The following is a 21,849-nucleotide window of genomic DNA, read 5'->3' on the forward strand; positions in this document are numbered from 1 at the left end:
AGCGCGGCAATCGATGGCACCGCTCCTTTCGATAGGAAGAAGGACCTATCTTCCATATACAACCTAGCGATCCGAAGACCTGCTGCTTTGGCTTTCCAGCCGATAGCGATTCCCCGGATACACCAGCCGCGCCGTGGAAACGACGCCGCGCGCAGACCATGTGCGCCGGCGGATCGTCAGGCAGGGCTCGGTCTTCAGGATGGTCAGCAGCTTGCATTCCCAGGCTTGCGGCATCACCGCTTCGACCACATGCTCCGAACCGCTCAAGGGTGCGACCGCCGAAAGATAGGCGTTCGGCGTCATGTCGATGAAGTCCTGCTCCAGGTAGTCAGGGGCGGCATCAGGATGGACATGCCGGTCCTCGATCTGGACCGGCACCCCGTTCTCGCTATGCACGATCAGCGAATGAAAAACCGGCGATCCGATGTCGAGTTCCAGCGCATCGGCCACGTCCGGCGATGCCGCTTCCCGGGCCAGCACGATCACCGTTGCCTGATGGAAATGGCCGCGTTCGGCGATTTCCTCGGCGATGTTGCGCACCTCGAACAAGGCGGATGCGCCCTTGCGTTCGGCAACGAAGGAGCCGACGCCCTGGATGCGGACCAGTTCGCCCTCGTTGGCGAGTTCGCGCAGCGCCCGATTGGCCGTCATCTTGCTGACGCCGAGTTCGGTAACGAGTTCGTTCTCTGAGGGGACGCGATATTTGGGTGGCCACTCGCCGCTATGGATGCGATCGAGTATCATCTGCTTGACCCCGGCATAGAGAGGCGCGGCGTCGTTTTCCGCCAGTTCGCGTTTCATCTCGCCGGAGCGCTTCATTGCCTATTCCCTTTGCACCGAGTGAATCTGCCTCGAAAAACAACTTTCCCACTTGCATATCATAAATTATCTCATATGGTACCCTATACAACCTCGCAATCAATCCTAAAAATAAATTGGGAAAGCGGGCAAGCCGGCGAAGATCGGTAGGAAGTGCTGCAAGGCCTGTTTTCAACCTCAGAGGAGCTCTACACGATGAAATTCAGTGCAATTCTCTTGTCAGGCGTCATGGCTGTCGCCGCTTTGGCGGCTCCGGCCGTCGCCAAGGACTGGAAGACGGCGACGATCACCCTGGAAGGTGCCTACGCCCCGTGGAACATGACGAATGCCGATGGTACGCTCGGCGGCTTCGAGCCGGAGCTTGCCAAAGTTCTCTGCGAACGCGCCAAGATCGACTGCAAGCTCGTTGCCTCCGATTGGGACGGCATGATCCCGGCATTGAATGCCGGCAAGTTCGACGTGATCATGGATGCGCTGTCGATCACCGACGAGCGCAAGCAGGTCATCGGCTTCACCGTTCCTTATGCCGCAACGCCCGCCGCTTTTGCGACCGCCAAGGATAGCCCGCTTGCCAATGCCGCAGGTACCGGCGTCACGATCAAGATGACCCCCGGCCAGACCGGCGTCAAGGAAATCGACGTCCTGAAGGAAGCCTTCAAGGGCAAGACGATCGGCATCCAGGCCGCCACGGTCTATGCCAAGTTCGTCTACGACAATTTCGGCTCGATCGCCACGATCCGCGAATACAAGACCGGCGCCGACCGCGATCTCGATTTGCAGAACGGCCGTATCGATCTCGGCTTCGATGATGCCGTCTACTTCGCCAATGCTTTTGCCAGCGCCAACGACTCGCTTGCCTTTACCGGTCCGGAAATCGCCGGCTCCATTTGGGGCGAAGGCGAAGGTCTCGGCATCCGCAAGGCCGATACCGATCTGCGCGACAAGTTCAACGAGGCGATCAAGTCGGCGCTTGCCGACGGCACCATCAAGACCCTGTCGATGAAGTGGTTCAAGGTCGACGTCAGCCCGCAATGACGAATGCGGCCTTCGGGCCGCTATCACCGGTCTCCGGCTTTGCGGCCGGAGACCGTATGATATCCTGACGCATGAAACTGCCACGGACAGGGATTGGATCTATGGCAACCTTGCAATTGTTGGGCTTCGGCTCGAACGGGTGGGGCGCGCTGCTGCTCGTCGCCACTTTGGTGACGCTCGCCGTCACGGCGACGGCCCTCGTCATCGGAGCCGTGCTGGGCGCGATCGTCGCTTTCGCCAAGCTCTCCGGAAGTCTGACGCTGAAGACGCTTGGCAACATCTACACCACTGTTTTTCGCGGCGTTCCGGAACTCCTGATCATCTATCTGATCTATTTCGGCGGCTCGTCGGCGATGACATCGATCGGCAAGTGGCTCGGCTACGAAGGCTTTCTCGGCTTGCCGTCCTTTGCCGCGGGCGCACTTGCCGTCGGCATTATTTCCGGCGCCTATCAGGCGGAGGTTTTCCGCGGTGCCTATCTTGCCATTTCCAAGGGCGAGCTTGAGGCGGCGTCTGCGATCGGCATGCATCGCGGCCTGCGCCTGCGGCGCATCATCATGCCGCAGGTCCTGCGCTTCGCCATTCCGGGTCTCGGCAATGTCTGGCAGCTCAGCCTCAAGGATTCCGCCTTGATCTCCGTGACCGGCCTTGCCGAACTGATGCGCACCAGCCAGGTCGCTGCCGGCTCCACCCGCCAGTATTTCCTCTTCTTCATTGCCGGCGGCATTCTCTACCTGGTCCTGACCAGCCTGTCGGACCGCATCTTCAACGGGGCCGAACGACGCGCCAATCGCAGCATGCCGGCTGCGACTATCGGCCAGGCTTGAGGAGGAAGACATGGACTTCGATTTTCTCTCGAGCACAATGGTCACCCTGCTGAAGGCAGTGCCGATGACGCTGCTGCTCTTCTCCCTGTCGATCCTCTGCGGCGGCCTTCTCGCTCTCGTCATCGTCGCCATGCGCGTTAGCGGCAACCCGATCCTGTCGGGTTTCGCCAAGGGCTATATTTTCGTGTTCCGCGGCTCGCCGCTGCTGATCCAGATGTTCCTGATCTTCTACGGATTGGCGCAATTTTCCATCATCCGCTACTCGTTCCTCTGGCCGTTCCTGCGCGAACCCGTCGTCTGCGCCATCCTGTCGCTGGCGCTCTGCACCGCCGGTTATTCGGCCGAGATCTTCCGTGGCGGCATCCGTGCCGTTTCGCCGAAGGAAATCGAGGCGGCGCGTTCGATCGGCATGTCCGGCTTCCTGCTCGTTCGCCGCATCATCGCGCCGATCGCCTTCCGGCACGCGCTGCCGGCCTATTCGACCGAGATCGTGCTGATGATGAAGTCGACGGCGCTTGCGAGCCTGGTCACCGTCTGGGAGGTCACCGGCGTTGCCCAGCGGCTGATCTCGCAGACCTATCGCACAATGGAAGTCTTCATCTGCGCCGCGATCATCTACCTTGCGCTGAATTTCATCATTCTGCAGGCCATGGCCCTGCTGGAATATTCATTGTCCCGCCATCGCCGCGCGATCCCGCCGGCGCTGAAGGCCTAAAGCTTACTGGAGCAGGCAAATCATGCCAGATGTCACCCGACTTTCCGTCCGCAACATCCGCAAGAGCTTCGGTACCCATGAGGTCTTGCGCGGTATATCGCTCGATGCCCAGGACGGCGATGTGATTTCGCTGCTGGGAGCCTCCGGCTCAGGCAAATCGACATTCCTTCGCTGCATCAATCTCCTCGAGATCGCTACGGACGGCGAGATCTGGGTGGATGGCGAGCAGATCCGCATGATCCACAAGAACGGCAAAAGCTACCCGGCAAGCCACAAGCAGGTGGATCATATCCGCTCCGAGCTCGGCATGGTGTTCCAGAGCTTCAATCTCTGGTCCCACATGACCATCCTGCAGAATGTCATCGAGGGGCCGGTGCATGTGTTGAAGCGCCCGCGTGCCGAGTGCATCGCCGAGGCCGAGGTGCTGCTGGAAAAGGTCGGCATCGCCGACAAGCGCCATGCTTATCCCGCGCATCTGTCCGGCGGCCAGCAGCAGCGCGCGGCGATTGCCCGCGCGCTCGCCATGAAACCGAAGCTGATGCTGTTCGATGAGCCGACTTCAGCACTCGACCCGGAGCTCGTCGGCGAAGTGCTGCGCGTCATGCGCTCGCTCGCCGAAGAGGGTACGACGATGCTTGTTGTCACCCACGAGATGAGCTTTGCCCGCAATGTCTCCAATCGCGTCGTCTTCATGAAGGAAGGGCTCGTCGAAAGCAGCGGTACGCCGGACGAGATGTTCGGCGGTGGCGCGTCGCCGGCCTTCCGCCAGTTCATCGGCCATTTCGGAACCGGCAATGACCATCACCATCGATAAGCCGATTTCCTGGCGCGACGTCGCGCGGGTCGGTGCCGGCGAGCCCTTGTCTCTCTCCGATGCTGCCTGGGAACGGGTTGCCGAGGCAAGCCGCATCGTCGAGCGTATCGTCGAAGCGGGCGTGCGCGCCTATGGCATCAATACCGGCGTCGGCGCCTTGTCCGATACGGTGGTCGATCGCGATTCCCAGAGCCGGCTTTCGCGCAACATCATTCTGAGCCATGCCTGCGGCGTCGGCCCGCTCCTGCCGGCGCGCGAGGTGCGCGCCATCATCGCGGCGCAGATCGCCAATTTCGCCCATGGTCATTCCGGCGTGCGGCCCGAGGTCGTCAGGCATCTGGCCGCGTTTCTCGACCGTGACTGCATTCCGGAGGTCCCATCCAAGGGCTCTGCCGGCTACCTCACGCATAATGCCCACACCGCTCTCGTCCTGATCGGTGAGGGCCGGGCTGTCGTGAAGGGTAAATCCATTGAAGGCGGCGAGGCGCTTGCGGCAATCGGTTTGAGCCCTTTGGTGCTCGGCGCCAAGGAAGGTCTGAGCCTCGTCAACGGCACCGCTTGCGCCACCGGCTTGTCGGCGCTTGCCGTCTCTCGCGCCGAACGCCTTTTGGACTGGGCCGATGCCATTGCCGCCCTGACGCTGGAGGCCGTGGGCTGCCAGATGGCGGCTTTCGATGAAAACGTGCTGGCGCTGCGTCCGTCGGCTGGCATTGCCAAAGTCGGACGCAGATTGCGCAGCCGCCTGCAGGGCAGCGGCCTCGTTGCCGCCGCCCTCGGTCGGCGTACGCAGGATGCCTTGAGCCTGAGATCGGTCCCCCACGCCCATGGCGCGGCCTGGGATGTCTTTGCGCAGACGGCCCGTATCGTCGATCAGGAACTCGCCTCGGTCACGGACAATCCGGCCGTCTCGGGCACGCCCGAGCGGCCGATCGTCTCCTCCGAGGCGCATGCGGTGGCACCCGCTCTCGGGCAGGCAGCCGATGGTCTGGCGATCGCGATCGCGCAGATGTCAGCCATCAGCGAGCGGCGGATGGATCGCCTCGTCAATCCGCTGGTCAGCGGCCTGCCGCCGTTCCTCGCGAGCGACGCCGGCAGCCATTCCGGCTTCATGATCGCGCAGTACACCGCTGCGGCGCTGAGCAACGACAACAGGCGCCTTGCCGCGCCCGCATCGCTGGATGGCGGCCTGACCTCCGGCCTTCAGGAGGATTTTCTCGCCCATCCGACGGCTGCAGCCAGCAAGCTGCTGGCGATCCTCGACAATGCCGAATATATCCTGGCGATCGAGCTGATGGCAGCGGCGCAGGCGCATGATTTCCTCTCTTCCAAGGGAGCGCGAGCACCGGGAACGGAGCGCATCTATGCCGCCGTCCGTTCGCGTGTTCCCCTTTACGATGACAATCGGCCGCTGAACGCGGATATCGAAATCCTGCGCGCCATGGTCTGCGAGGTCGCGCCACCCTCCGAAACGTGAAACTGGAGCATAACATGTCCGCGCAATTCGACGTTGCCGTCGTCGGTCTCGGGGCGATGGGAAGTGCTGGATTGTCCTTTGCCGCCGCTCGCGGCGCAAAGGCGATCGGGATCGAGGCGCATTTCCCCGCCCATGCGACTAGCTCCTCGCATGGCGACAGCCGGCTGATCCGCCTCGGCTACTTCGAGGACCCGTCCTATGTTCCGCTGCTGCAGCGGGCCTATCACAATTGGCGTTCGCTGGAGGCAAGGCTGCGCGCCGAGATCTTGACGGTGACCGGCGTGCTGCAAATCGGCGCACCGGACAGCAAGATCGTCAGCGGCACGCGCGCCTCCTGCGACATGCATGGACTGCCGCATGAAATACTGGACCGGGACGCCATGAAGCGCCGGTTTCCGGCTTTTGCGCTGGAGGAGGGCGAGGTCGGCCTGCTCGATCCCCAGGGCGGCTATATCAGGCCGGAAGCGGCGATCATGGGCTATCTGAAGTTGGCGGCGGAAGATGGTGCGGTTCTGCATTTCGGCGAACGTGTCGTTTCCATCGAGCCAGACGATACGGGCGTCACGGTCGTTTCCTCGACGGGACGATATCGCGCCCGCAAGGCGATCGTCGCCACCGGCGCATGGATTGCCGAGCTGGTGCCGCAATTAAAGAGGCATGCCCAGCCCATCCGGCAGGTGGTCGCCTGGTATCAGCCGAGGGACGGCTTCGTTGCCGAGCCGCGGCGCATGCCCTGCTTCCTTCGGGACGAGGGTGCCGAGGGTTCTTATTTCGGTTTCCCGGCAATCGGCGTCGATGGCGTCAAAATCGGCCGCCACGCACATTTCCGGGAACCGATCGACCCGACCGTGCCCAATCCGCCGGTCAATGACGCCGACACCGATCTGCTCGACAATTTCGCCCGCAAGCGCCTGCCGGAGGCAGCGTCGTTTCGCGTGCGGGCGACGACCTGCCGCTATACCATGCTGCCGAGCGAGGATTTTCTCATCGATCGAGTGCCGGGACAGCCTGACATCGTCGTGTCTTCGGCCTGCTCCGGCCATGGCTTCAAGTTTACGAGCGTGGTGGGCGAAATCCTTGCGGATTTGGCGCTGGAAGGCGGAAGCACATTGCCGACTGGCCTGTTCTCTTTCCAGAAGCACTTTGGCGGCCCAGGAGCATAGGCCGCCAATCTTGCCGGCAATTTAGCCGATCGTCATGCGTCGCAGCACGTCCGACCGGAAATAGAAGTGCTGGAGGAGTGCGCCGAGGATGTGAAGGACGACGACGATCCAGAGCAGGGACTTGATCGGTCCGCCATGGACGAAGGCCGCGGTATCGATCCCCAGATAATAGGCCGCCATTCCCGACAGCGGCATCGCAAAGATCAGCACGTAGAGCAGGACATGTGTCAGCTGCGCAAGATAGTGCAGGAAGGCAGGCTGATCATCCGGTGTGGCGGGGACGTTGGACGAAAATCTGACCGCAAGGCGCACGATGGCCAGCAACAGGACAGCAATGCCGGCATAGGCGTGGATATTGGCGCTGGCAATGTCGGCCGATGAGGGCGTCTGGCCATTGCGGACCAGATGCCGCCACGCATTCATCCCATCCGGAAACAGGAGATTGAAAAAGATAAGCAAGGCCATGAGCCAGTGAAGGATGCGTTGCGGGATGGAATAGGCAGATCTGGCAGGCATTGGATCTCCTTAGATTGAAACTGTTCTAAAGATAGAACGTGATTCTAACGAGAACCTGAACGCCACGGGCGGCTTGTTGGGTTGTCAGGTGGTGGTGGGGCTGGGGAGCCCTTCACCGGTAGTTCAAGGGAATGCCCGGACGACCTATAAAGGTCCCCGGGGGCTCCGTCTTATCAGCTGAGCACCGCACGTGGTTCGAGGAACGATTCCAGGCCATAAATGCCGAATTCACGGCCGATACCCGATTGCTTGAAGCCGCCAAAGGGGGCAAGCGGCTCATGCGGCGCTCCGTTAATGACGACGCGGCCGGCTTCGATGCGCTCGGCGATCCGCTTTGCCCTAACAATATCGGATGAGAAGACATAAGCCTGCAGGCCATAGACCGTATCGTTGGCGATTTCGAGCGCATGTGTTTCATCGCGATAGGGGATGACACAAAGCACAGGCCCGAAAATCTCTTCGCGAGCGATCCGCATATCGTTGTCGACGCCCGAGAAGATCGTCGGACGGACGAACCAGCCGCGATCGAGCCCTTCGGGACGTCCTTCGCCACCGATGATTAGCCGAGCGCCTTCTTCCTGGCCGAGGCGGATATAGGATTGGACGCGATCCCACTGCCTCTGGCTGACCATCGGGCCGATGCTGACTTTCGGATCGCTGGCATCGCCCACCTTGAGCGTCGCAACCGCCCGGGTCAGACGATCATGGATTTCCGCCAGCCGGCTCTCGGGCGCGAGAATGCGGGTGCCGGCGATGCAGGCCTGGCCGCTATTGGCAAAACCGGCGGCCAATATCTGCGGGATGACGGTATTAAGATCGGCATCGTCCAGAACGATGTTCGGGCTCTTGCCGCCAAGCTCAAGCGTCACGCGCTTCAAGGTCGTAGATGCCGCTTGGAGGATCGCCCGTCCCGTCACCGTCGAGCCGGTGAAGCTGATCTTGGCGATATCGCGATGGGCGCTAAGAGCGGCACCCACCACATGGCCGTAACCATTGACGATGTTGAATACACCACCCGGCAAGCCGGCCGCGTGCAGGCATTCGGTGATGAGCTGCGTCTGGATCGCGCTCATCTCGGAGGGCTTGATCACCATGGTCGTCCCAGCCGCGATGGCGGTGGCAAGCTTGCTGCAGATAAAGCCGTAATTGCTGTTCCACGGCGTGATCGCGGCTGCCACGCCGGCGGGTCGCATCTCGATTTCCGCATGGCCGACGCGACGGCGAAACTCATAATTTTCGAGCGTCTTGGCCATGTGGAGAAACGCCGTGGCGGCGTGCGGCACCGAAAAGCCGATAAAGGATGCCGGTGCGCCATATTCCTCGCGCATGGCGTCGGCGAGGTCGGAGGCTCTAGCCGCGACGGCATCGTGCAGGCTTTGCAGCATGGCAATACGCTCGGCCTTCGAGCTTTGCGACATTGCCGGAAATGCCGATTTGGCGGCGTGGACGGCATCGTCGACGTCCTGTCCGTTTCCAAGACGTACCGTACCGATCTGCTCTTCCGTGGCCGGATTGAAAAGAGGGGCCTCCTCCGTGCCGTGGGGCTGAACGAAGCTGCCGTTGATGTAGATGGTGTCGATGGTGCGCATGAGCGTCTCCTTTATCTTCACCAGAGAGGTAAGATGCGCTATCTGATCGGTCTAGCAGGACAAAGCGGAACAGGCTGATGAGGAAAATCGCGCAATGAAGGCTAGCCTGGCGGAGCTCGAAGCGATCGCGGCGGTTGCCCGCCATGGCGGCTTTCGCGCCGCCGCCCGCGAACTCGGCATGTCCTCGTCGGCGCTCAGCCATGCGGTTGCTGCGCTGGAAGAGCGCCTGTCGCTGCGGATTTTCAACAGGACGACGCGCAGCGTAACCTTATCGGAAGCTGGCGAGCGCTTTGTGGCGGATATCGCGCCGGCGCTAGCAGTGATCGACCAGGCGATCGAAAATGCCGGCATGGCTTCCAGTTCGGTATCGGGCACACTGCGGCTCAACATGGCGGCCGGCGCGGCGCGGATGCTGCTGGTTCCTCTCATCCTCGAATATGGGCGGCGCTATCCAAGCGTGGACATCGAGATCGTCACCGACAATGCCTTGGTCGATGTCATCGGCAAGGGCTTCGATGCCGGCATTCGGCTTGTCGAGGCCGTTCCGACGGATATGGTCGCAATACCCATTGTTCCGACGCTGCGCTCCCTCGTCGTCGGCTCCCCTGCCTATTTCGGCAGCAGGCCGCGCCCCCTTGTTCCCGGCGATCTTCTCAAGCATCGCTGCATCCGCGCTCGCATGGCAAGTGGTCGGCTGTATCGCTGGGAATTCGAGCGGCACGGTCAGGCCGCGTTGATCGACGCGCCGGGAAGCCTCACTCTCGATGCTTCCGATCTGATGTTGAGTGCCGCACTCGATGGGGCGGGGCTGGCCTATATCAGTGAAGCGTCCATTGCCGACCACCTAGCGGCGGGCAATCTGATCTCCGTGCTGGAGGATTGGAGCCCGCCTTATCCGGGTCTCAGCCTCTATTTTGCCCAGCGACGCCAGATGCCGGCGCGGCTGCGGGCCTTGATCGATCTGATCCGCGAACAAAACGCTTCCCGCTGATCGTGGGCGAAAGATGCGTGCGTGAAGCCTATAGGAAGCAAGCAGCGGCCCCGTTGACGAGGCCGCCGCCGGTTTGACCTTACTTGCCGGCGTCCTTGGCCGCCTTCTCAATCACGGCGGCAACCTTTTCAGGCTGCGAGGCGAAGACGGCGTGGCTCGCCTTGATTTCGGTCACGTCGCTGCCGGCGCGCTTTGCCATGTCGCGCTCAAGCTCGGGATTGATGGAGCGGTCGTTGGTTGCGACGATGGCCCAGCTCCTCTTCGCCCGCCAGGCAGGATCGCCGACCTTGGCGGTAAAGGCGGCCTTCGAGGCAAAGACCTGCGATTTCGCCATGAAATCGGCCTCGTCCTTCGGGAGGTCGGCTGCAAAGTCCGCGGCGAAGGCTACTGGATCGAGATAAAGATATTGGCCGTCCTTGGTTTCGCGGATGTTCATGCCGCCGGCGGGCTTGGAGCTCGCGAGGCTGATCAGGCTCTCGCCCTTGTCGGGCTGGAACGCGGCGACATAGACGAGGCCTGCGACATCCGGGCGATTGCCCGCTTCGGTGATGACCATGCCGCCATAGCTGTGGCCGACGAGCAGGCTCGGCCCGTTCTGAAGGTCGAGCACCCGGTTAGTGGCGGCGACATCGTCGGCGAGCGAGGTGATCGGCTCCTGCACGACCGTGACCTTGAAGCCATCCTTTTCGAGGATCTCGGCGGTCTTGCGCCATCCCGAACCGTCGGCAAGGGCGCCGTGGACGATGACGATGTTCTTGATCTCGGCTGCCTGCGCCGCAAAGGCAAAGGTGCTTGCAGCGAGGCTGAGGGCGGCGATGGCGAGAAAACGGGTCTTCATGGGGTAACTCCTGTCAGTTAAGGTTCATGCTTGGGGTAAGAGGGAATTTCAGCCGAAGGTGAAGGCGTAGGCCTGGACTCCCGGATCAAGGAAACGGATCTCGAAGTTGTGCGCGGTCACGTCACCGGACTGGCGGACGAGCTGGTAGAGCTTGGTTTCAGTCACGGTGCCGTTTCCGGCGGCATCGGTATCGGAGCCGTGGTCAGCGCCGGGTGCCTTTCCGTCCACGGTCACCTGGAAGCGGATCGGTTTTCCGTCGGCCGCCGGTCCGAGGACGAGATGCAGGTCGCGGGCGCTGAAGCGATAGCTGATGCCGCCGCCTGCCCTGTCGAGCGTTGCCTCTTCCGGGCCGATCGTCCAGGTGCCTACCAGTCCCCATTGGTTGAGGCCGGGATTGGCGATCGAATAGTCGGCCTCGGTATCTGCCTTCATGCCTTCCGGGGAAGCAAAGCCGGTTGCTTGCCTGTAGCCGACATAGGTCTCACCAGAGCGCATATGGCTGAGATCCGGGCTTGCTTCCGCGCCCCTTGCATCCGGAACGACCGGGCCGCTTTGGACCATGTTGCTGCCCGCGTCGCGCAGAAGATCCTGGATCGCCTGTTCGGTCTGGCGATAGTTGCCTTCGCCGAAGTGCTGGTAGCGGACCTGTCCCTTGGCATCGATCAGGTAAAGGGCAGGCCAGTAATTGTTCTCGAAGGCGCGCCAGATGCGGTAGTCGTTGTCGATCGCGACCGGATAGCCGATCTGGAAGTCGGCAATCGCCTTCTTGACGTTGTCGACATTCTTCTCGAAGGCGAATTCGGGAGAATGGACGCCGATGACGACGAGGCCCTGATCCTTGTATTTTTCCGCCCAGGCGCGAACATAGGGGATGGTGCGGATGCAGTTGATGCAGGAATAGGTCCAGAAATCGACGATCACGACCTTGCCGCGAAGCTGGGCTGTGGTCAGCGGCTCCGAGTTCAGCCAGGTGACGGCGCCGTCGAGCGAAGGGGCGGGACCCTCGATGGGCAGGTCGCTATGGAAGGGACGCGTCGCGTCGCTGGCAATCTTCATTGGGTTGTTGCTGCCAACTTCGGTCCCTGGGTTTGCGCTCTTGCTATGCAGCTTCTCCAGCAGGGCTTGCTCGAAGAAGCCGGTGCTTGCATAGGAAAGGCGCGCGAGCAGGCCGGTGTCGAGGCCAAGGGCGATGGCAGTCACGCCGGCCAGGACGGCGACGCCTGCAAGCTGGCGGATACGTTCGCTGACGCCGAGTGACCTCTTCATGCCGGCAAAGATCCTGCCGCCGGCAACGAGTGCAACGGCAAGCGAAGTGGCGGCGCCCGCACCATAAGCAAGCAGCAGGAAAGTCGTCTGCAGATTGGCACCCTTCAAGGCGGCACCTGTCAGCACGAGCCCGAGGATCGGGCCGGCGCAGGGCGCCCAGAGCAGGCCGGTCGCAATGCCGAGCACGAAGGAACTTCTGACGCTCGATGTCGCACGGCCGTTGCCCGCGGCGTTCAGGAGATTATTGCCGAGATCGACGGCCGGCCGGGACAGGACGCTCGCGATGCGCGGCGAGATCAGGCTTAGGCCGAAGAGGCCGAGCAGGACGATTGCCGCAAGGCGTCCATATTCATTGGCGCGGATCGCCCAGGCGCCGCCGATCGCGGCAAGAGTTGCGACAAGGGCAAAGGTGAGCGCCATGCCTGCCAGCATGGGCAGCGTGCTCCTGACGAAAGGCTGTCCCGCACGGGCGAAGACGAAGGGAAGGATGGGCAGGATGCACGGACTTAAGATCGTCAGCGCGCCGCCGAGATAGGCTATGATGAGAAGCGTCATCGTCTTGTTCCTTCAGAAGCGATTGACCGGCTGCTAGCGGCGACGGGCCGCGCCCGGCAGTGACGCCATCTATCGTTCGCGACGTATCTCGAATGTGTCTGGCCAGATGGAGGAATGTACCGAAACGTCGATGTCTTCGGTTTCGATACACTGCGATACAAACTGAAGGGTGCCGATGTGATTTTTATCCGCGCTTCAGAGGCTTCCAGACATTGCTCGATCAAAAGGAGTGGATTGTATCAGACTGTATCTCCGCCTTCGGAAGCTACATAGTCATTCAAAACCATGCGACTGGCGACACATCGGCGATACATGCCGCTGGTTTTCTCAGTCTCACGATCCAATCGACAGGAGAGACAGATGTCTGAGGAAATCAATCACAACCGCCGCCGCTTCTTTGGTATTGCCGCCGTCGCCGTTGCAGCCGCCGAATTCGGCCTGCCGGCGATCGCTGGTGCCGAGGAAAAGGCTTCCGCTTCGACCCTGCCGGCGATCAAGGCCGGAAGCCATACTTCCTTCGACGCGCTGAAGCAGATCAATGCCGGCGTGCTCAATGTCGGTTACGCCGAAGCCGGCCCGGCCAATGGTCCGGTCGTGCTTCTGCTGCACGGCTGGCCCTACGATATCTACAGCTTCGTCGATGTCGCGCCGCTTCTGGCCGGAGCCGGCTACCGGGTCATCATTCCCTATCTTCGTGGCTATGGAACCACCCGCTTCCTGTCGAAGAAGACCCTGCGCAACGGCCAGCAGGCAGCGCTTGCCGCCGACATGATCGCGCTTCTCGATGCGCTGAAGATCGAAAAGGTCGTCGTTGCCGGCTACGACTGGGGCGGCCGCACCGCCGACATCATGGCGGCGCTTTGGCCCGAGCGTTGCAAGGCATTGGTCTCGGTCAGCGGCTATCTCATCGGCAGCCAGGAGGTCAACCGCAAGCCGCTTCCGCCGAAGGCAGAGCTTGCATGGTGGTACCAGTTCTATTTCGCCACCGAGCGCGGCCGCCTCGGCTACCAGGAAAACCGCCATGATTTCGCAAAGCTGATCTGGCACACCGCCTCGCCGCAATGGGCCTTCGACGACGCCACTTTCGATCGCTCAGCTGCCGCTTTCGACAACCCGGACCATGTCGATATCGTCATCCATAATTACCGGTGGCGCCTGGGTCTCGCCAAAGGCGAGGCGAAGTTCGATGCCGATGAAAAGAAGCTTGCCGCAGGCCCGGTCATTTCGATCCCGACCATCACCATGGAGGGCGATGCCAACGGCGCGCCTCATCCGGAGCCATCGGCCTATCGCAGCAAGTTCTCGGGCAAGTATGAACATCGCACCATTACCGGCGGCATCGGCCACAATCTTCCCCAGGAAGCGCCGCAAGCCTTCGCCCAGGCTGTGATAGATGTTGATCGTTTCTAGTTCAGCGGTAGTGTGCGGGAGGGCGCCGGTTTAAGCTGGCGCCTGTTGCCGTTGGCACGACGAAAATGACTATTCGTAGGCTGATGCTTACGATGATGAATGGGAAGTCAAAATGGATCATGTCGACCATGTCCTGGTTGTGGATGACGATCGGGAAATCCGCGAACTGGTGTCGAGCTATCTGAAGAAGAACGGCTTGAGGGCGACGACAGCTGCCGATGGCCGGCAGATGCGCAGCTTTCTCGAGGCCAATTCGGTCGACTTGATTGTGCTCGACGTCATGATGCCGGGCGACGATGGCCTCGTACTGTGTCGCGAGCTTCGCGCCGGAAAGCACAAGGCGACGCCCATTCTGATGCTGACGGCGCGTAGTGACGAAATGGACCGGATCCTCGGCCTGGAGATGGGTGCCGACGATTATCTGGCGAAGCCTTTTGCGGCCCGCGAGCTTCTTGCCCGCATCAAGGCGGTTCTGCGCCGCACCCGCATGCTGCCGCCCAACCTGCAGATCAGTGAAGCCGGCCAGATGCTGGTCTTCGGGGACTGGCGGCTCGATACGGTCGGGCGCCATCTTCTCGACCGGGACGGCACTGAGATCACGCTCAGCGGCGCCGAATACCGCCTGCTGCGCGTCTTCATCGACCACCCGCAACGCGTGCTCAATCGCGATCAGTTGCTGAACCTGACACAAGGCCGCGACGCCGATCTCTTCGACAGATCGATCGACCTGCTCGTCAGCCGTCTTCGCCAGCGATTGGGGGACGATGCGCGTGAGCCGATCTACATCAAGACGGTCCGCAGCGAAGGCTATGTCTTCTCCGTGCCGGTGGAAATAACGGAGCTTCGCCAATGACCATGGTTGACCTCTCAGGTCACCGGCCGTGGTGGCCGAGCACCCTGCGTGCACGTATTTCGCTGATCCTGCTTGCCGGGCTGGCGATCGCCTACGGCCTGTCCTTCAGCGTGCTCTATATCGAGCGTTACATGTCGGCAAAGGCCGTCATGCTTGGCACGCTGGAGAGCGACGTCGCGACCTCGATCGCGGTGCTCGATCGCCTGCCGGCGGATGAGAGGGCAAATTTCGTCGATTGGCTCAGCCGCGGCAATTATAATTTCGAGCTGGGCAATGGTCTGCCAGGCGTGCCCGATACCTCGACCCATGGCGCCGAAATCGCCGCCAAGATAGAGGAGGCGGTCGGTCATCGTTTTCCCATCCGCATGGAATCGATACCCGGGCCAGTCATGCGCCTGCAGGCGCATCTCAATTTGAGCGATGGCAGTCCGCTGACGATCGATGTCACGCCGAAGGGCGTCATGCCGATCGCGGCCTGGCTGCCCTACGTCTTCATCGTCCAGATGCTGCTGATCGTCTTTTGTACCTGGTTTGCCGTCCGCCAGGCGATCAGGCCGCTTGCCGAGTTTGCCGCTGCCGCCGATGCGCTGGATCCCAACAAGAAGAGCCAGGCATTGAGCGATCGGGGACCAAGCGAAGTGGCTCATGCCGCCAAGGCCTTCAACGCCATGCGGGACCGAATTGCGCATTATCTCGAAGAGCGCGTGCAGATTCTCGCCGCCATCTCGCACGACCTGCAGACGCCGATCACGCGCATGCGCCTGCGCGCCGATATTGCTGATGATTCGCCCGAGAAGACCAAGCTGCTGCAGGATCTCGGCGAGATCGAGCGTCTGGTGCAGGATGGGATCGCCTATGCGCGCAGCGCTCATGGCAATGGCGAGAAGAGCACGCGCATCGATCTTGCCTCCTTCATCGAAAGCATCTGCTACGACTATCAGGACACCGGCAAGTCCGTCGAGATTCTCGGCCTTATCCAGGGAACGGCGGCGACGAAGCCGCATGCCCTTCGCCGTATCCTCACAAACTTCATCGACAACGCCATAAAGTTTGCAGGCGCGGCGGAAATCGCCGTGGAACGCAGGGATACCGGCGGGATTGCCATAACCGTGCTCGATCGTGGTCCCGGCATTCCGAACGACCAGATCGAGGCGGCAATGCGGCCCTTCTTCCGGCTGGAACAGTCGCGTAACCGCAACACCGGCGGCACAGGACTTGGGCTTGCGATTGCCCAGCAGCTAGCCCAGACACTCGGCGGTTCCGTCAGGCTCTATAACCGCGAGGGTGGCGGCCTAGCGGCCGAAGTCATCATTTCCTGATGCTCCTTGCGACGATTTTCAGGGCATTTGTAAGCCATTGTATCCGGCCTTTTAGGCCCTACGTTTTGTGACACTTCCGGCGATTCCGGAAACATGCCGGATACGTCGATCCATCAAAAACAACTCCGTCAACAGACGTTGCCCCACGCCACAACAAACCGGGCGACGCAACAAAGGAGTGTTCCATGACCAAGATCGACAAGGTGCTCTACACCGGCAGAACGCACACCATCGGCGGCCGCGATGGTTTCGCGCGCAGCGATGACCATCAGCTTGATGTCAAGCTTTCCCCTCCCGGCAGCGCGCATGCCGGCACCAATCCCGAGCAGCTCTTCGCAGCCGGCTGGTCGGCCTGCTTCATCGGCGCAATGGGCCTTGCTGCGGCCAAGCGCAAGATCAAGCTTCCGGCCGATCTCGCCGTCGATGCTGAAGTGGATCTCGGCACCACGGAAGGCGCCTACTTCCTGCAGGCTCGCCTGACCGTCAGCATACCCGGCATCGAGCCTGAGCTGGCACGCACGCTGGTCGAGGAAGCCCACCAGACCTGCCCCTATTCGAAGGCGACCCGCGGCAACATCAATGTCGAACTGAAGCTCGCCTGAGAATCGCCCGCGCCTTGATATTGCGCGCCGTGCCTGAAGGTGCGGCGCGCCGAATCGTTAATTTTTATTGCATCGGATATCAGCAAGGCAGCTTCAGCTTTGCGACTGGAGGATCACATGCGTCCCATCATTCTTCTCCTTGCAGGAGCTGCGATTTTCGCCGCTCCATGCGTCTACGACCCCAGTTCCAGCGAGCCTTCGGCGCTTGCGAGCATCGCCGTTTTGTGGGGCGGTTCGGGCTCGAATGGGAGCCCACGTTAACCACTTGTTAACCATATCAACGGTACACAAGGTCAACGATTTATTCACATAGATGACCAAAGTGCTAACAGACGCTCGTTCGATCCGTATCAAGGGCCGCTCCTTTCTTGCGGTCATGCTTTCGCCGGATCTTCCGCTGGATCAGTGGTTGATCAGGCTTGACGACCTTGCAGCCCGTTCGGCCGGCTTCTTTCTGGGGCGGCCGGTCGTGCTCGACATCACCGATCTGCCGATCGACAAGGCGCAGCTCAAGGAGCTGATAGCAGAGCTTTCGGCCCGCAATGTCAGCATCATGGGCATCGAGGGCGGTCGTCCGTCGATCGCCGGACCTGGCATGCCGCCGATCCTGAAGGGTGGGCGTCCGGCTGCCGATTTCGAAGTCTCCGAGGCCGAGCCGGTCGTGGAACGGCGCAACAGCGAGCCTAAGGCGCCGCCGCCGGAAATTAGGCCGGTCACGCAGTCGCTGATCATCCGCGAGCCGGTGCGTTCGGGCCAGTCGGTGATCTTTCCCGAGGGCGATGTCACCGTCATCGGTTCGGTGGCGTCGGGAGCTGAGGTCATCGCGGGCGGATCGGTCCACATCTATGGCGCCCTTCGCGGCCGCGCCATGGCGGGTTCGATCGGCAATGCCTCGGCGCGAATCTTTTGCCGCAAGCTCGAGGCCGAGCTTTTGGCGATCGATGGCATCTACAAGATGGCGGAAGACATATCACCCGGCCTCAGGGGGCAGGCCGTTCAGCTTTGGCTGGATGGCGAAACGATCGTGGCCGAAAAACTAATCTGAGCCGAAGCCGGCCAAAACAGGAGAGCGAGATGGGCAAGGTAATCGTCGTCACATCAGGCAAGGGCGGAGTTGGAAAGACAACTTCGACGGCTGCATTGGGGGCGGCTTTGGCACAGAGAGGCGAAAAGGTCGTCGTGGTCGATTTCGATGTCGGCCTGCGCAATCTCGATCTCGTCATGGGTGCGGAACGCCGCGTCGTCTACGACCTCGTCAACGTCATTCATGGCGATGCCAAGCTGCCGCAGGCCCTGATCCGCGACAAGCGGCTGGAGACGCTCTTCCTCCTGCCGGCTTCGCAGACCCGCGACAAGGATAATCTGACGCCCGAGGGTGTCGAGCGCGTCATCAACGAACTCAGGAACTATTTTGACTGGGTCATCTGCGACAGCCCAGCCGGGATCGAGCGCGGCGCAACTCTTGCCATGCGCCATGCCGACGTCGCCGTCGTCGTCACCAATCCGGAAGTTTCCTCGGTGCGCGATTCCGATCGCATCATCGGCCTGCTGGACTCCAAGACGCTAAAGGCGGAGCGCGGCGAGCGCATGGAAAAGCACCTGCTGCTGACCCGCTTCGACCCCGCCCGCGCCGAACGCGGTGACATGCTGAAGGTCGACGACGTGCTGGAGATCCTCTCCATCCCGCTGCTCGGCATCATCCCGGAAAGCACGGACGTCCTGCGCGCTTCCAACCTCGGCTCGCCGGTCACGCTTGCCGATGCACGCTGCGCGCCGTCGCTTGCCTATTTCGACGCCGCGCGCCGTCTTGCCGGCGAGCAGGTGCCGATCACCATCCCTGGCGAAAAGCGGGGTATCTTCGGCAAAATCTTCGCAAGGAGGGCCGCATGAGCATTTTCGGACTGTTCCGCAAGCAGAGATCTGCACCCATGGCGCGCGAGCGCCTGCAGATCCTCCTTGCCCATGAGCGCGCTTCCGTGGGCTCGGATCTCGTATCCGTGCTGCGGGAGGAAATCCTCGCCGTCATCGCCAAGCATGTGCAGGTCGATCGTGACAAGGTGCAGGTGAAGATGGATCGCGACAAGGACGTTTCCATGCTGGAGATCGATGTCGAGATCCCCCGTGATGCGGCCTTGAAGGCGGCCTGACGGAAGCATCGACGCCGCATATGTGTGCGAATGATGGCACATGGTTTTCCCTTGTGGCGGATCTTCGAAATATTTCGAAGTTCGCCCTTGCAAAGGGTGCGATTCGCGACTATTTGCACGCTATCACCTGTATCGATGGCCTGCCGCTGACATTTCCGTGTCGAGACGGTGTTCGCTGTCCGGGTTAAAGAAGCAAGGGCGCTCCCCAGAAATGGGTAGAGCGCCCTTTGCTTTTGTCGTGTTCGCGGCACGGCACTTTTCTTGGCCGATGCGATATGCCAGTTTGCGCCTATCATGCGGGGAGGCGGTTGGCTTGGGCGGATTGGACAATCAACGGAATGCCGTGTTCTCATGGCTGCTTGCCGGCATCTTCCTCGCTGTATGTGCCATCGGTGCCCAGGCGGCCGACAAGACGATTTATCTCACATTCGACGACGGCCCCTTGCCGGGAACGAAGAACATTCTCGCCGTGCTGAGCGAAGAGAAGGTTCCGGCGGCCATGTTCATGGTCGGTCTGCATGTCGAAACCATTCCATCCGGGCGCGATCTGCTTGCCGAGGCCAAGGCCATGTCGCTCGTGACGGTCGGCAACCACAGCTACAGCCACGCCAACAATCGCTACAGGAAATATTACTCGGATACCCAGGCGGTGGTCGCGGATATGCGCCATGCCAATCAGGTCCTCGGCCTGACGCCGATCGTGAATGCGCGGCTGCCGGGCAGGGACGTCTTTCGGCTCCCGACCGTATCGAGAGAGGATCTATCCATCAACGTCGCTCAGTGGGAGCGCGAATGGCTGGACTATGAACTCGTCGCCGAAGCCGGCTTTTATCTCTACGGCTGGGATTTCGAATGGGTCCACAGCGACGACGGCAAGCCGGTGCAATCGGTGGATCATCTCGTCAACGAGATCGATCACCTTTTCCAATACGGCCGCTTCACGCAGCGGGGAAAGATGATCCTGCTGATGCACGACGAAATGTTCCAGGATCAGTTCAATGGGCAGGATAATCTGAGAACGTTGATCCACAAGCTTCGCGAACGCGGCTATGCCTTCGGCGATATCAGAAACTACGCGCCGCCGAATCCCTGAACCACCTGAATTTGCTCAGGCCTGTCTTGCCGCGGCTCCTGTCGCAACCGTCAGGATGAAGTCGTCGAGTTCCTGCTCTAGGCTCTCGACCGGCAGGCCGACGAAACGGCCTTCGAGGCTGATGCTGACGACACCGTGGACGGCGCCGAACAGCGTTCTGGCGCGGATGGCGCGCGCCGTCTCCGGCATGGTCGGCTGCAATTCCGCAAGCGGCTCGGCAATGACGCCCATCAGGAACATATGTTCTTCCAGATGCCATTCGGGGCTTGCCCGATCATCCGGCGGCCGGTGATCGAAGAGCGCCTTCCATAGATTGCGGTGGGCGACCGCGAACCGCAGATAGCCGCGCGCCAGGTTTCGCAGCCGGTCCGTCGGCGTGTGATCCTTGACTTCGGCCAGGGTCAGGGACGCCTCGAGCGCCTTCAGCGTCGCGGAATTGACGTGGATCACCAGGTCGTCAAGGTCGGCAAAGACCGTATAGAGACCTCCAAGGGCGCAGCCGACATCCTGGGTGACGTCGCGTGCCCGCAGGTTGGAAAGGCCGCCGGCCGCGATGCGATTACGCGCCGCCTCGATCAGCCGCAGCTTCAGATCCTCGCGCTTTTCCAGGGTTTTTCTCGCCATTATCAATTCCAATCCGATTTTCTGAACATTGTTCAAAATTATTCTTGAACGATGTTCATGATTCTGGCATACATCATTCCGTGAACATCGTTCATAAACAGGAGGCGACAAATGTTCAATTCAATTCTGACGCTTATTCGCGGTCGGGCCTACGATGCGGAACAGGCGTTCATCGATCGAAATGCCGTGCCTCTGTTGGCCCAGCAGATCCGCGACGCAGCCGGTGCCATTCAGTCGGCGCGGCGGGCAGCGGCCATCGCCATCGCGCAGAATGAGCAGGAAAAGAACCGGTACGCAGCAATTGCCGGCCGCATTGCGGATCTGGAAACGCGCGCCGTTGCCGCCCTGCTAAAGGGCAGCGACGAACTTGCCAGGGAAGCGGCCGAGGCGATTGCCCAGCTCGAAGCCGAGCGCGATGCTTCCGAGAAGGCGCAGGCGCAATTCACCCAGACCATCGGCAGGCTCAAGGCAATTGTTCGCACATCGGAAGCGCGCCTGCAGGAATTGCAGCGTGGCGAGCGCCTGGCGCGTGCCACCGAGCAGACACAGAAGCTGAATGCCGTCTGCCACGACAATTCCGGTCCAGCGACGCTTGATGACGCCGAGGAAACGCTTGCCCGTCTCCAGGCCTACCAGAGCCGCTGCGAGATCGCAGCCTCGGCCATGAAGGAAATGAATGCGGCAAGCCGGCAGGCGCACATCATCGAAAAGCTTGCCAATGCGGGTTGCGGCGCACCGCTCGGCCCATCGGCCGACGACGTGCTCGCCCGCCTGCGTGAGCGCATGAATTCAGCAGCCTGAAACCGAACACATCGAACATATTTGAGAGGATACGATCATGAACGACAGCTTCCAGAAACATTCCCAGGCTTGGGTCAGCTTCTCCTACATCTCCTTCGCAGCCGCCGCCTTCATGCTGTTCGTCGGTCTCTACATGATGCCGATCGATCTTTGGGGTAAAGGTTATCTCGCCATGGGCATCCTGATGCTGGTGCAGACGGCGGTCAACGTCACCAAGACGATCCGCGATAACAGCGAGGCTGACAAGCTGATCCGCAAGGTAGAGGATGCCCGCACGGAAAAGCTGCTCGTTAAGTTCAATCGTGACGGTCAGGCCTAGTCTTTGTTAACGGTGCCGCAGAGTTGTATCCGCGCTCAATCTTTGCGTAACAACTCTGTGGCGTCCTGTTGTTGGCTGA

At 61.2% G+C, this 21,849-nt stretch carries 23 protein-coding genes; 17 read left to right on the forward strand and 6 right to left on the reverse strand.

The features are described from left to right. Positions 1-63 precede the first annotated feature (63 nt). A complete protein-coding gene (hutC, locus tag HGP16_RS07985; protein WP_168839471.1) occupies positions 64-819 on the reverse strand; it encodes a histidine utilization repressor in 756 nt (251 codons plus the stop codon). Between the two features lie 195 nt (positions 820-1,014). On the opposite strand from hutC, the gene HGP16_RS07990 reads away from it, so the two are divergent. The 6 genes from HGP16_RS07990 to solA all read left to right on the forward strand — a co-directional run bounded on the left by HGP16_RS07990 (position 1,015) and on the right by solA (position 6,847). After that, positions 1,015-1,854: a transporter substrate-binding domain-containing protein gene (locus HGP16_RS07990; RefSeq protein ID WP_168839472.1), complete on the forward strand. Its 840-nt coding sequence runs from the start codon at positions 1,015-1,017 to the stop codon at positions 1,852-1,854. 101 nt (positions 1,855-1,955) lie between these two features. Then, a complete protein-coding gene (locus tag HGP16_RS07995) occupies positions 1,956-2,681 on the forward strand; it encodes an ABC transporter permease (protein WP_168839473.1) in 726 nt (241 codons plus the stop codon). 10 nt (positions 2,682-2,691) lie between these two features. Further along, positions 2,692-3,396, forward strand: a complete 705-nt coding sequence (locus HGP16_RS08000) for an ABC transporter permease (RefSeq protein WP_168839474.1) — start codon at positions 2,692-2,694, stop codon at positions 3,394-3,396. 22 nt (positions 3,397-3,418) lie between these two features. Next, positions 3,419-4,210 (forward strand): ABC transporter ATP-binding protein, encoded by a 792-nt coding sequence (locus tag HGP16_RS08005; protein ID WP_168839475.1) that lies wholly within the window; start codon positions 3,419-3,421, stop codon positions 4,208-4,210. Next, the gene (gene hutH / locus HGP16_RS08010; RefSeq protein ID WP_168839476.1) at positions 4,191-5,684 is read left to right on the forward strand and encodes a histidine ammonia-lyase; all 1,494 of its coding nucleotides are present in this window, start codon (positions 4,191-4,193) and stop codon (positions 5,682-5,684) included. Before HGP16_RS08005 ends, hutH begins: the two co-directional genes overlap by 20 nt. A gap of 14 nt (positions 5,685-5,698) precedes the next feature. Continuing rightward, positions 5,699-6,847 carry an N-methyl-L-tryptophan oxidase gene (solA, locus tag HGP16_RS08015; RefSeq protein WP_168839477.1) on the forward strand — a complete coding sequence of 383 codons (1,149 nt, stop codon included), beginning with the start codon at positions 5,699-5,701 and terminating at the stop codon, positions 6,845-6,847. A 21-nt stretch (positions 6,848-6,868) separates the two neighbouring features. Here solA and HGP16_RS08020 read toward each other — a convergent pair whose 3' ends face one another. Both HGP16_RS08020 and HGP16_RS08025 read right to left on the reverse strand, forming a co-directional pair. Next, entirely contained in the window at positions 6,869-7,363 is a 495-nt protein-coding gene (locus HGP16_RS08020; protein WP_168839478.1) for a cytochrome b, read from the reverse strand. Between the two features lie 173 nt (positions 7,364-7,536). Beyond that, positions 7,537-8,952 (reverse strand): aldehyde dehydrogenase family protein, encoded by a 1,416-nt coding sequence (locus tag HGP16_RS08025; protein WP_168839479.1) that lies wholly within the window; start codon positions 8,950-8,952, stop codon positions 7,537-7,539. A 94-nt stretch (positions 8,953-9,046) separates the two neighbouring features. Here HGP16_RS08025 and HGP16_RS08030 point away from each other — a divergent pair, with 94 nt between their 5' ends. Continuing rightward, a complete protein-coding gene (locus tag HGP16_RS08030) occupies positions 9,047-9,943 on the forward strand; it encodes a LysR family transcriptional regulator (protein WP_168839480.1) in 897 nt (298 codons plus the stop codon). Positions 9,944-10,022: 79 nt separating this feature from the next. Here the strand turns inward: HGP16_RS08030 and HGP16_RS08035 are convergent, their stop codons facing one another. Together HGP16_RS08035 and HGP16_RS08040 are read right to left on the reverse strand one after the other, a co-directional pair. Beyond that, on the reverse strand, positions 10,023-10,781 hold the full coding sequence (locus tag HGP16_RS08035) for an alpha/beta fold hydrolase (protein ID WP_168839481.1): 759 nt from the start codon (positions 10,779-10,781) through the stop codon (positions 10,023-10,025). Between the two features lie 48 nt (positions 10,782-10,829). Further along, complete coding sequence (locus tag HGP16_RS08040; protein WP_168839482.1) at positions 10,830-12,602, reverse strand: cytochrome c biogenesis protein DipZ; 1,773 nt, start codon at positions 12,600-12,602, stop codon at positions 10,830-10,832. Positions 12,603-12,962: 360 nt separating this feature from the next. Here HGP16_RS08040 and HGP16_RS08045 point away from each other — a divergent pair, with 360 nt between their 5' ends. The 8 genes from HGP16_RS08045 to HGP16_RS08080 all read left to right on the forward strand — a co-directional run bounded on the left by HGP16_RS08045 (position 12,963) and on the right by HGP16_RS08080 (position 20,026). Then, the gene (locus HGP16_RS08045; protein ID WP_168839483.1) at positions 12,963-14,012 is read left to right on the forward strand and encodes an alpha/beta fold hydrolase; all 1,050 of its coding nucleotides are present in this window, start codon (positions 12,963-12,965) and stop codon (positions 14,010-14,012) included. 112 nt (positions 14,013-14,124) lie between these two features. Beyond that, on the forward strand, positions 14,125-14,865 hold the full coding sequence (locus HGP16_RS08050) for a response regulator (protein ID WP_168839484.1): 741 nt from the start codon (positions 14,125-14,127) through the stop codon (positions 14,863-14,865). Then, the gene (locus HGP16_RS08055) at positions 14,862-16,184 is read left to right on the forward strand and encodes a HAMP domain-containing sensor histidine kinase (protein ID WP_168839485.1); all 1,323 of its coding nucleotides are present in this window, start codon (positions 14,862-14,864) and stop codon (positions 16,182-16,184) included. The genes HGP16_RS08050 and HGP16_RS08055 overlap by 4 nt, the downstream gene beginning before the upstream one ends. A 185-nt stretch (positions 16,185-16,369) precedes the next feature. After that, on the forward strand, positions 16,370-16,786 hold the full coding sequence (locus HGP16_RS08060; RefSeq protein WP_168839486.1) for an organic hydroperoxide resistance protein: 417 nt from the start codon (positions 16,370-16,372) through the stop codon (positions 16,784-16,786). 313 nt (positions 16,787-17,099) lie between these two features. Next, the gene (minC, locus tag HGP16_RS08065; RefSeq protein ID WP_168839487.1) at positions 17,100-17,831 is read left to right on the forward strand and encodes a septum site-determining protein MinC; all 732 of its coding nucleotides are present in this window, start codon (positions 17,100-17,102) and stop codon (positions 17,829-17,831) included. A 29-nt stretch (positions 17,832-17,860) separates the two neighbouring features. Further along, positions 17,861-18,676, forward strand: a complete 816-nt coding sequence (gene minD / locus HGP16_RS08070) for a septum site-determining protein MinD (RefSeq protein WP_168839488.1) — start codon at positions 17,861-17,863, stop codon at positions 18,674-18,676. Further along, positions 18,673-18,933 carry a cell division topological specificity factor MinE gene (gene minE, locus HGP16_RS08075; RefSeq protein ID WP_112344625.1) on the forward strand — a complete coding sequence of 87 codons (261 nt, stop codon included), beginning with the start codon at positions 18,673-18,675 and terminating at the stop codon, positions 18,931-18,933. The genes minD and minE overlap by 4 nt, the downstream gene beginning before the upstream one ends. Positions 18,934-19,246: 313 nt before the next feature. Then, a complete protein-coding gene (locus tag HGP16_RS08080) occupies positions 19,247-20,026 on the forward strand; it encodes a polysaccharide deacetylase family protein (RefSeq protein WP_205926372.1) in 780 nt (259 codons plus the stop codon). A gap of 15 nt (positions 20,027-20,041) precedes the next feature. Here HGP16_RS08080 and HGP16_RS08085 read toward each other — a convergent pair whose 3' ends face one another. After that, a complete protein-coding gene (locus HGP16_RS08085) occupies positions 20,042-20,650 on the reverse strand; it encodes a TetR/AcrR family transcriptional regulator (RefSeq protein WP_168839489.1) in 609 nt (202 codons plus the stop codon). A 111-nt stretch (positions 20,651-20,761) separates the two neighbouring features. Between HGP16_RS08085 and HGP16_RS08090 the strand changes: the two genes are divergently transcribed. Both HGP16_RS08090 and HGP16_RS08095 read left to right on the forward strand, forming a co-directional pair. Further along, the gene (locus HGP16_RS08090; RefSeq protein WP_168839490.1) at positions 20,762-21,451 is read left to right on the forward strand and encodes a PspA/IM30 family protein; all 690 of its coding nucleotides are present in this window, start codon (positions 20,762-20,764) and stop codon (positions 21,449-21,451) included. Positions 21,452-21,488: 37 nt separating this feature from the next. After that, the gene (locus tag HGP16_RS08095) at positions 21,489-21,770 is read left to right on the forward strand and encodes a YiaA/YiaB family inner membrane protein (protein ID WP_168839491.1); all 282 of its coding nucleotides are present in this window, start codon (positions 21,489-21,491) and stop codon (positions 21,768-21,770) included. The last annotated feature ends 79 nt before the right edge of the window (positions 21,771-21,849 follow it).

Source organism: Rhizobium sp. P40RR-XXII, from assembly GCF_012641405.1.
GTDB lineage: Bacteria > Pseudomonadota > Alphaproteobacteria > Rhizobiales > Rhizobiaceae > Rhizobium.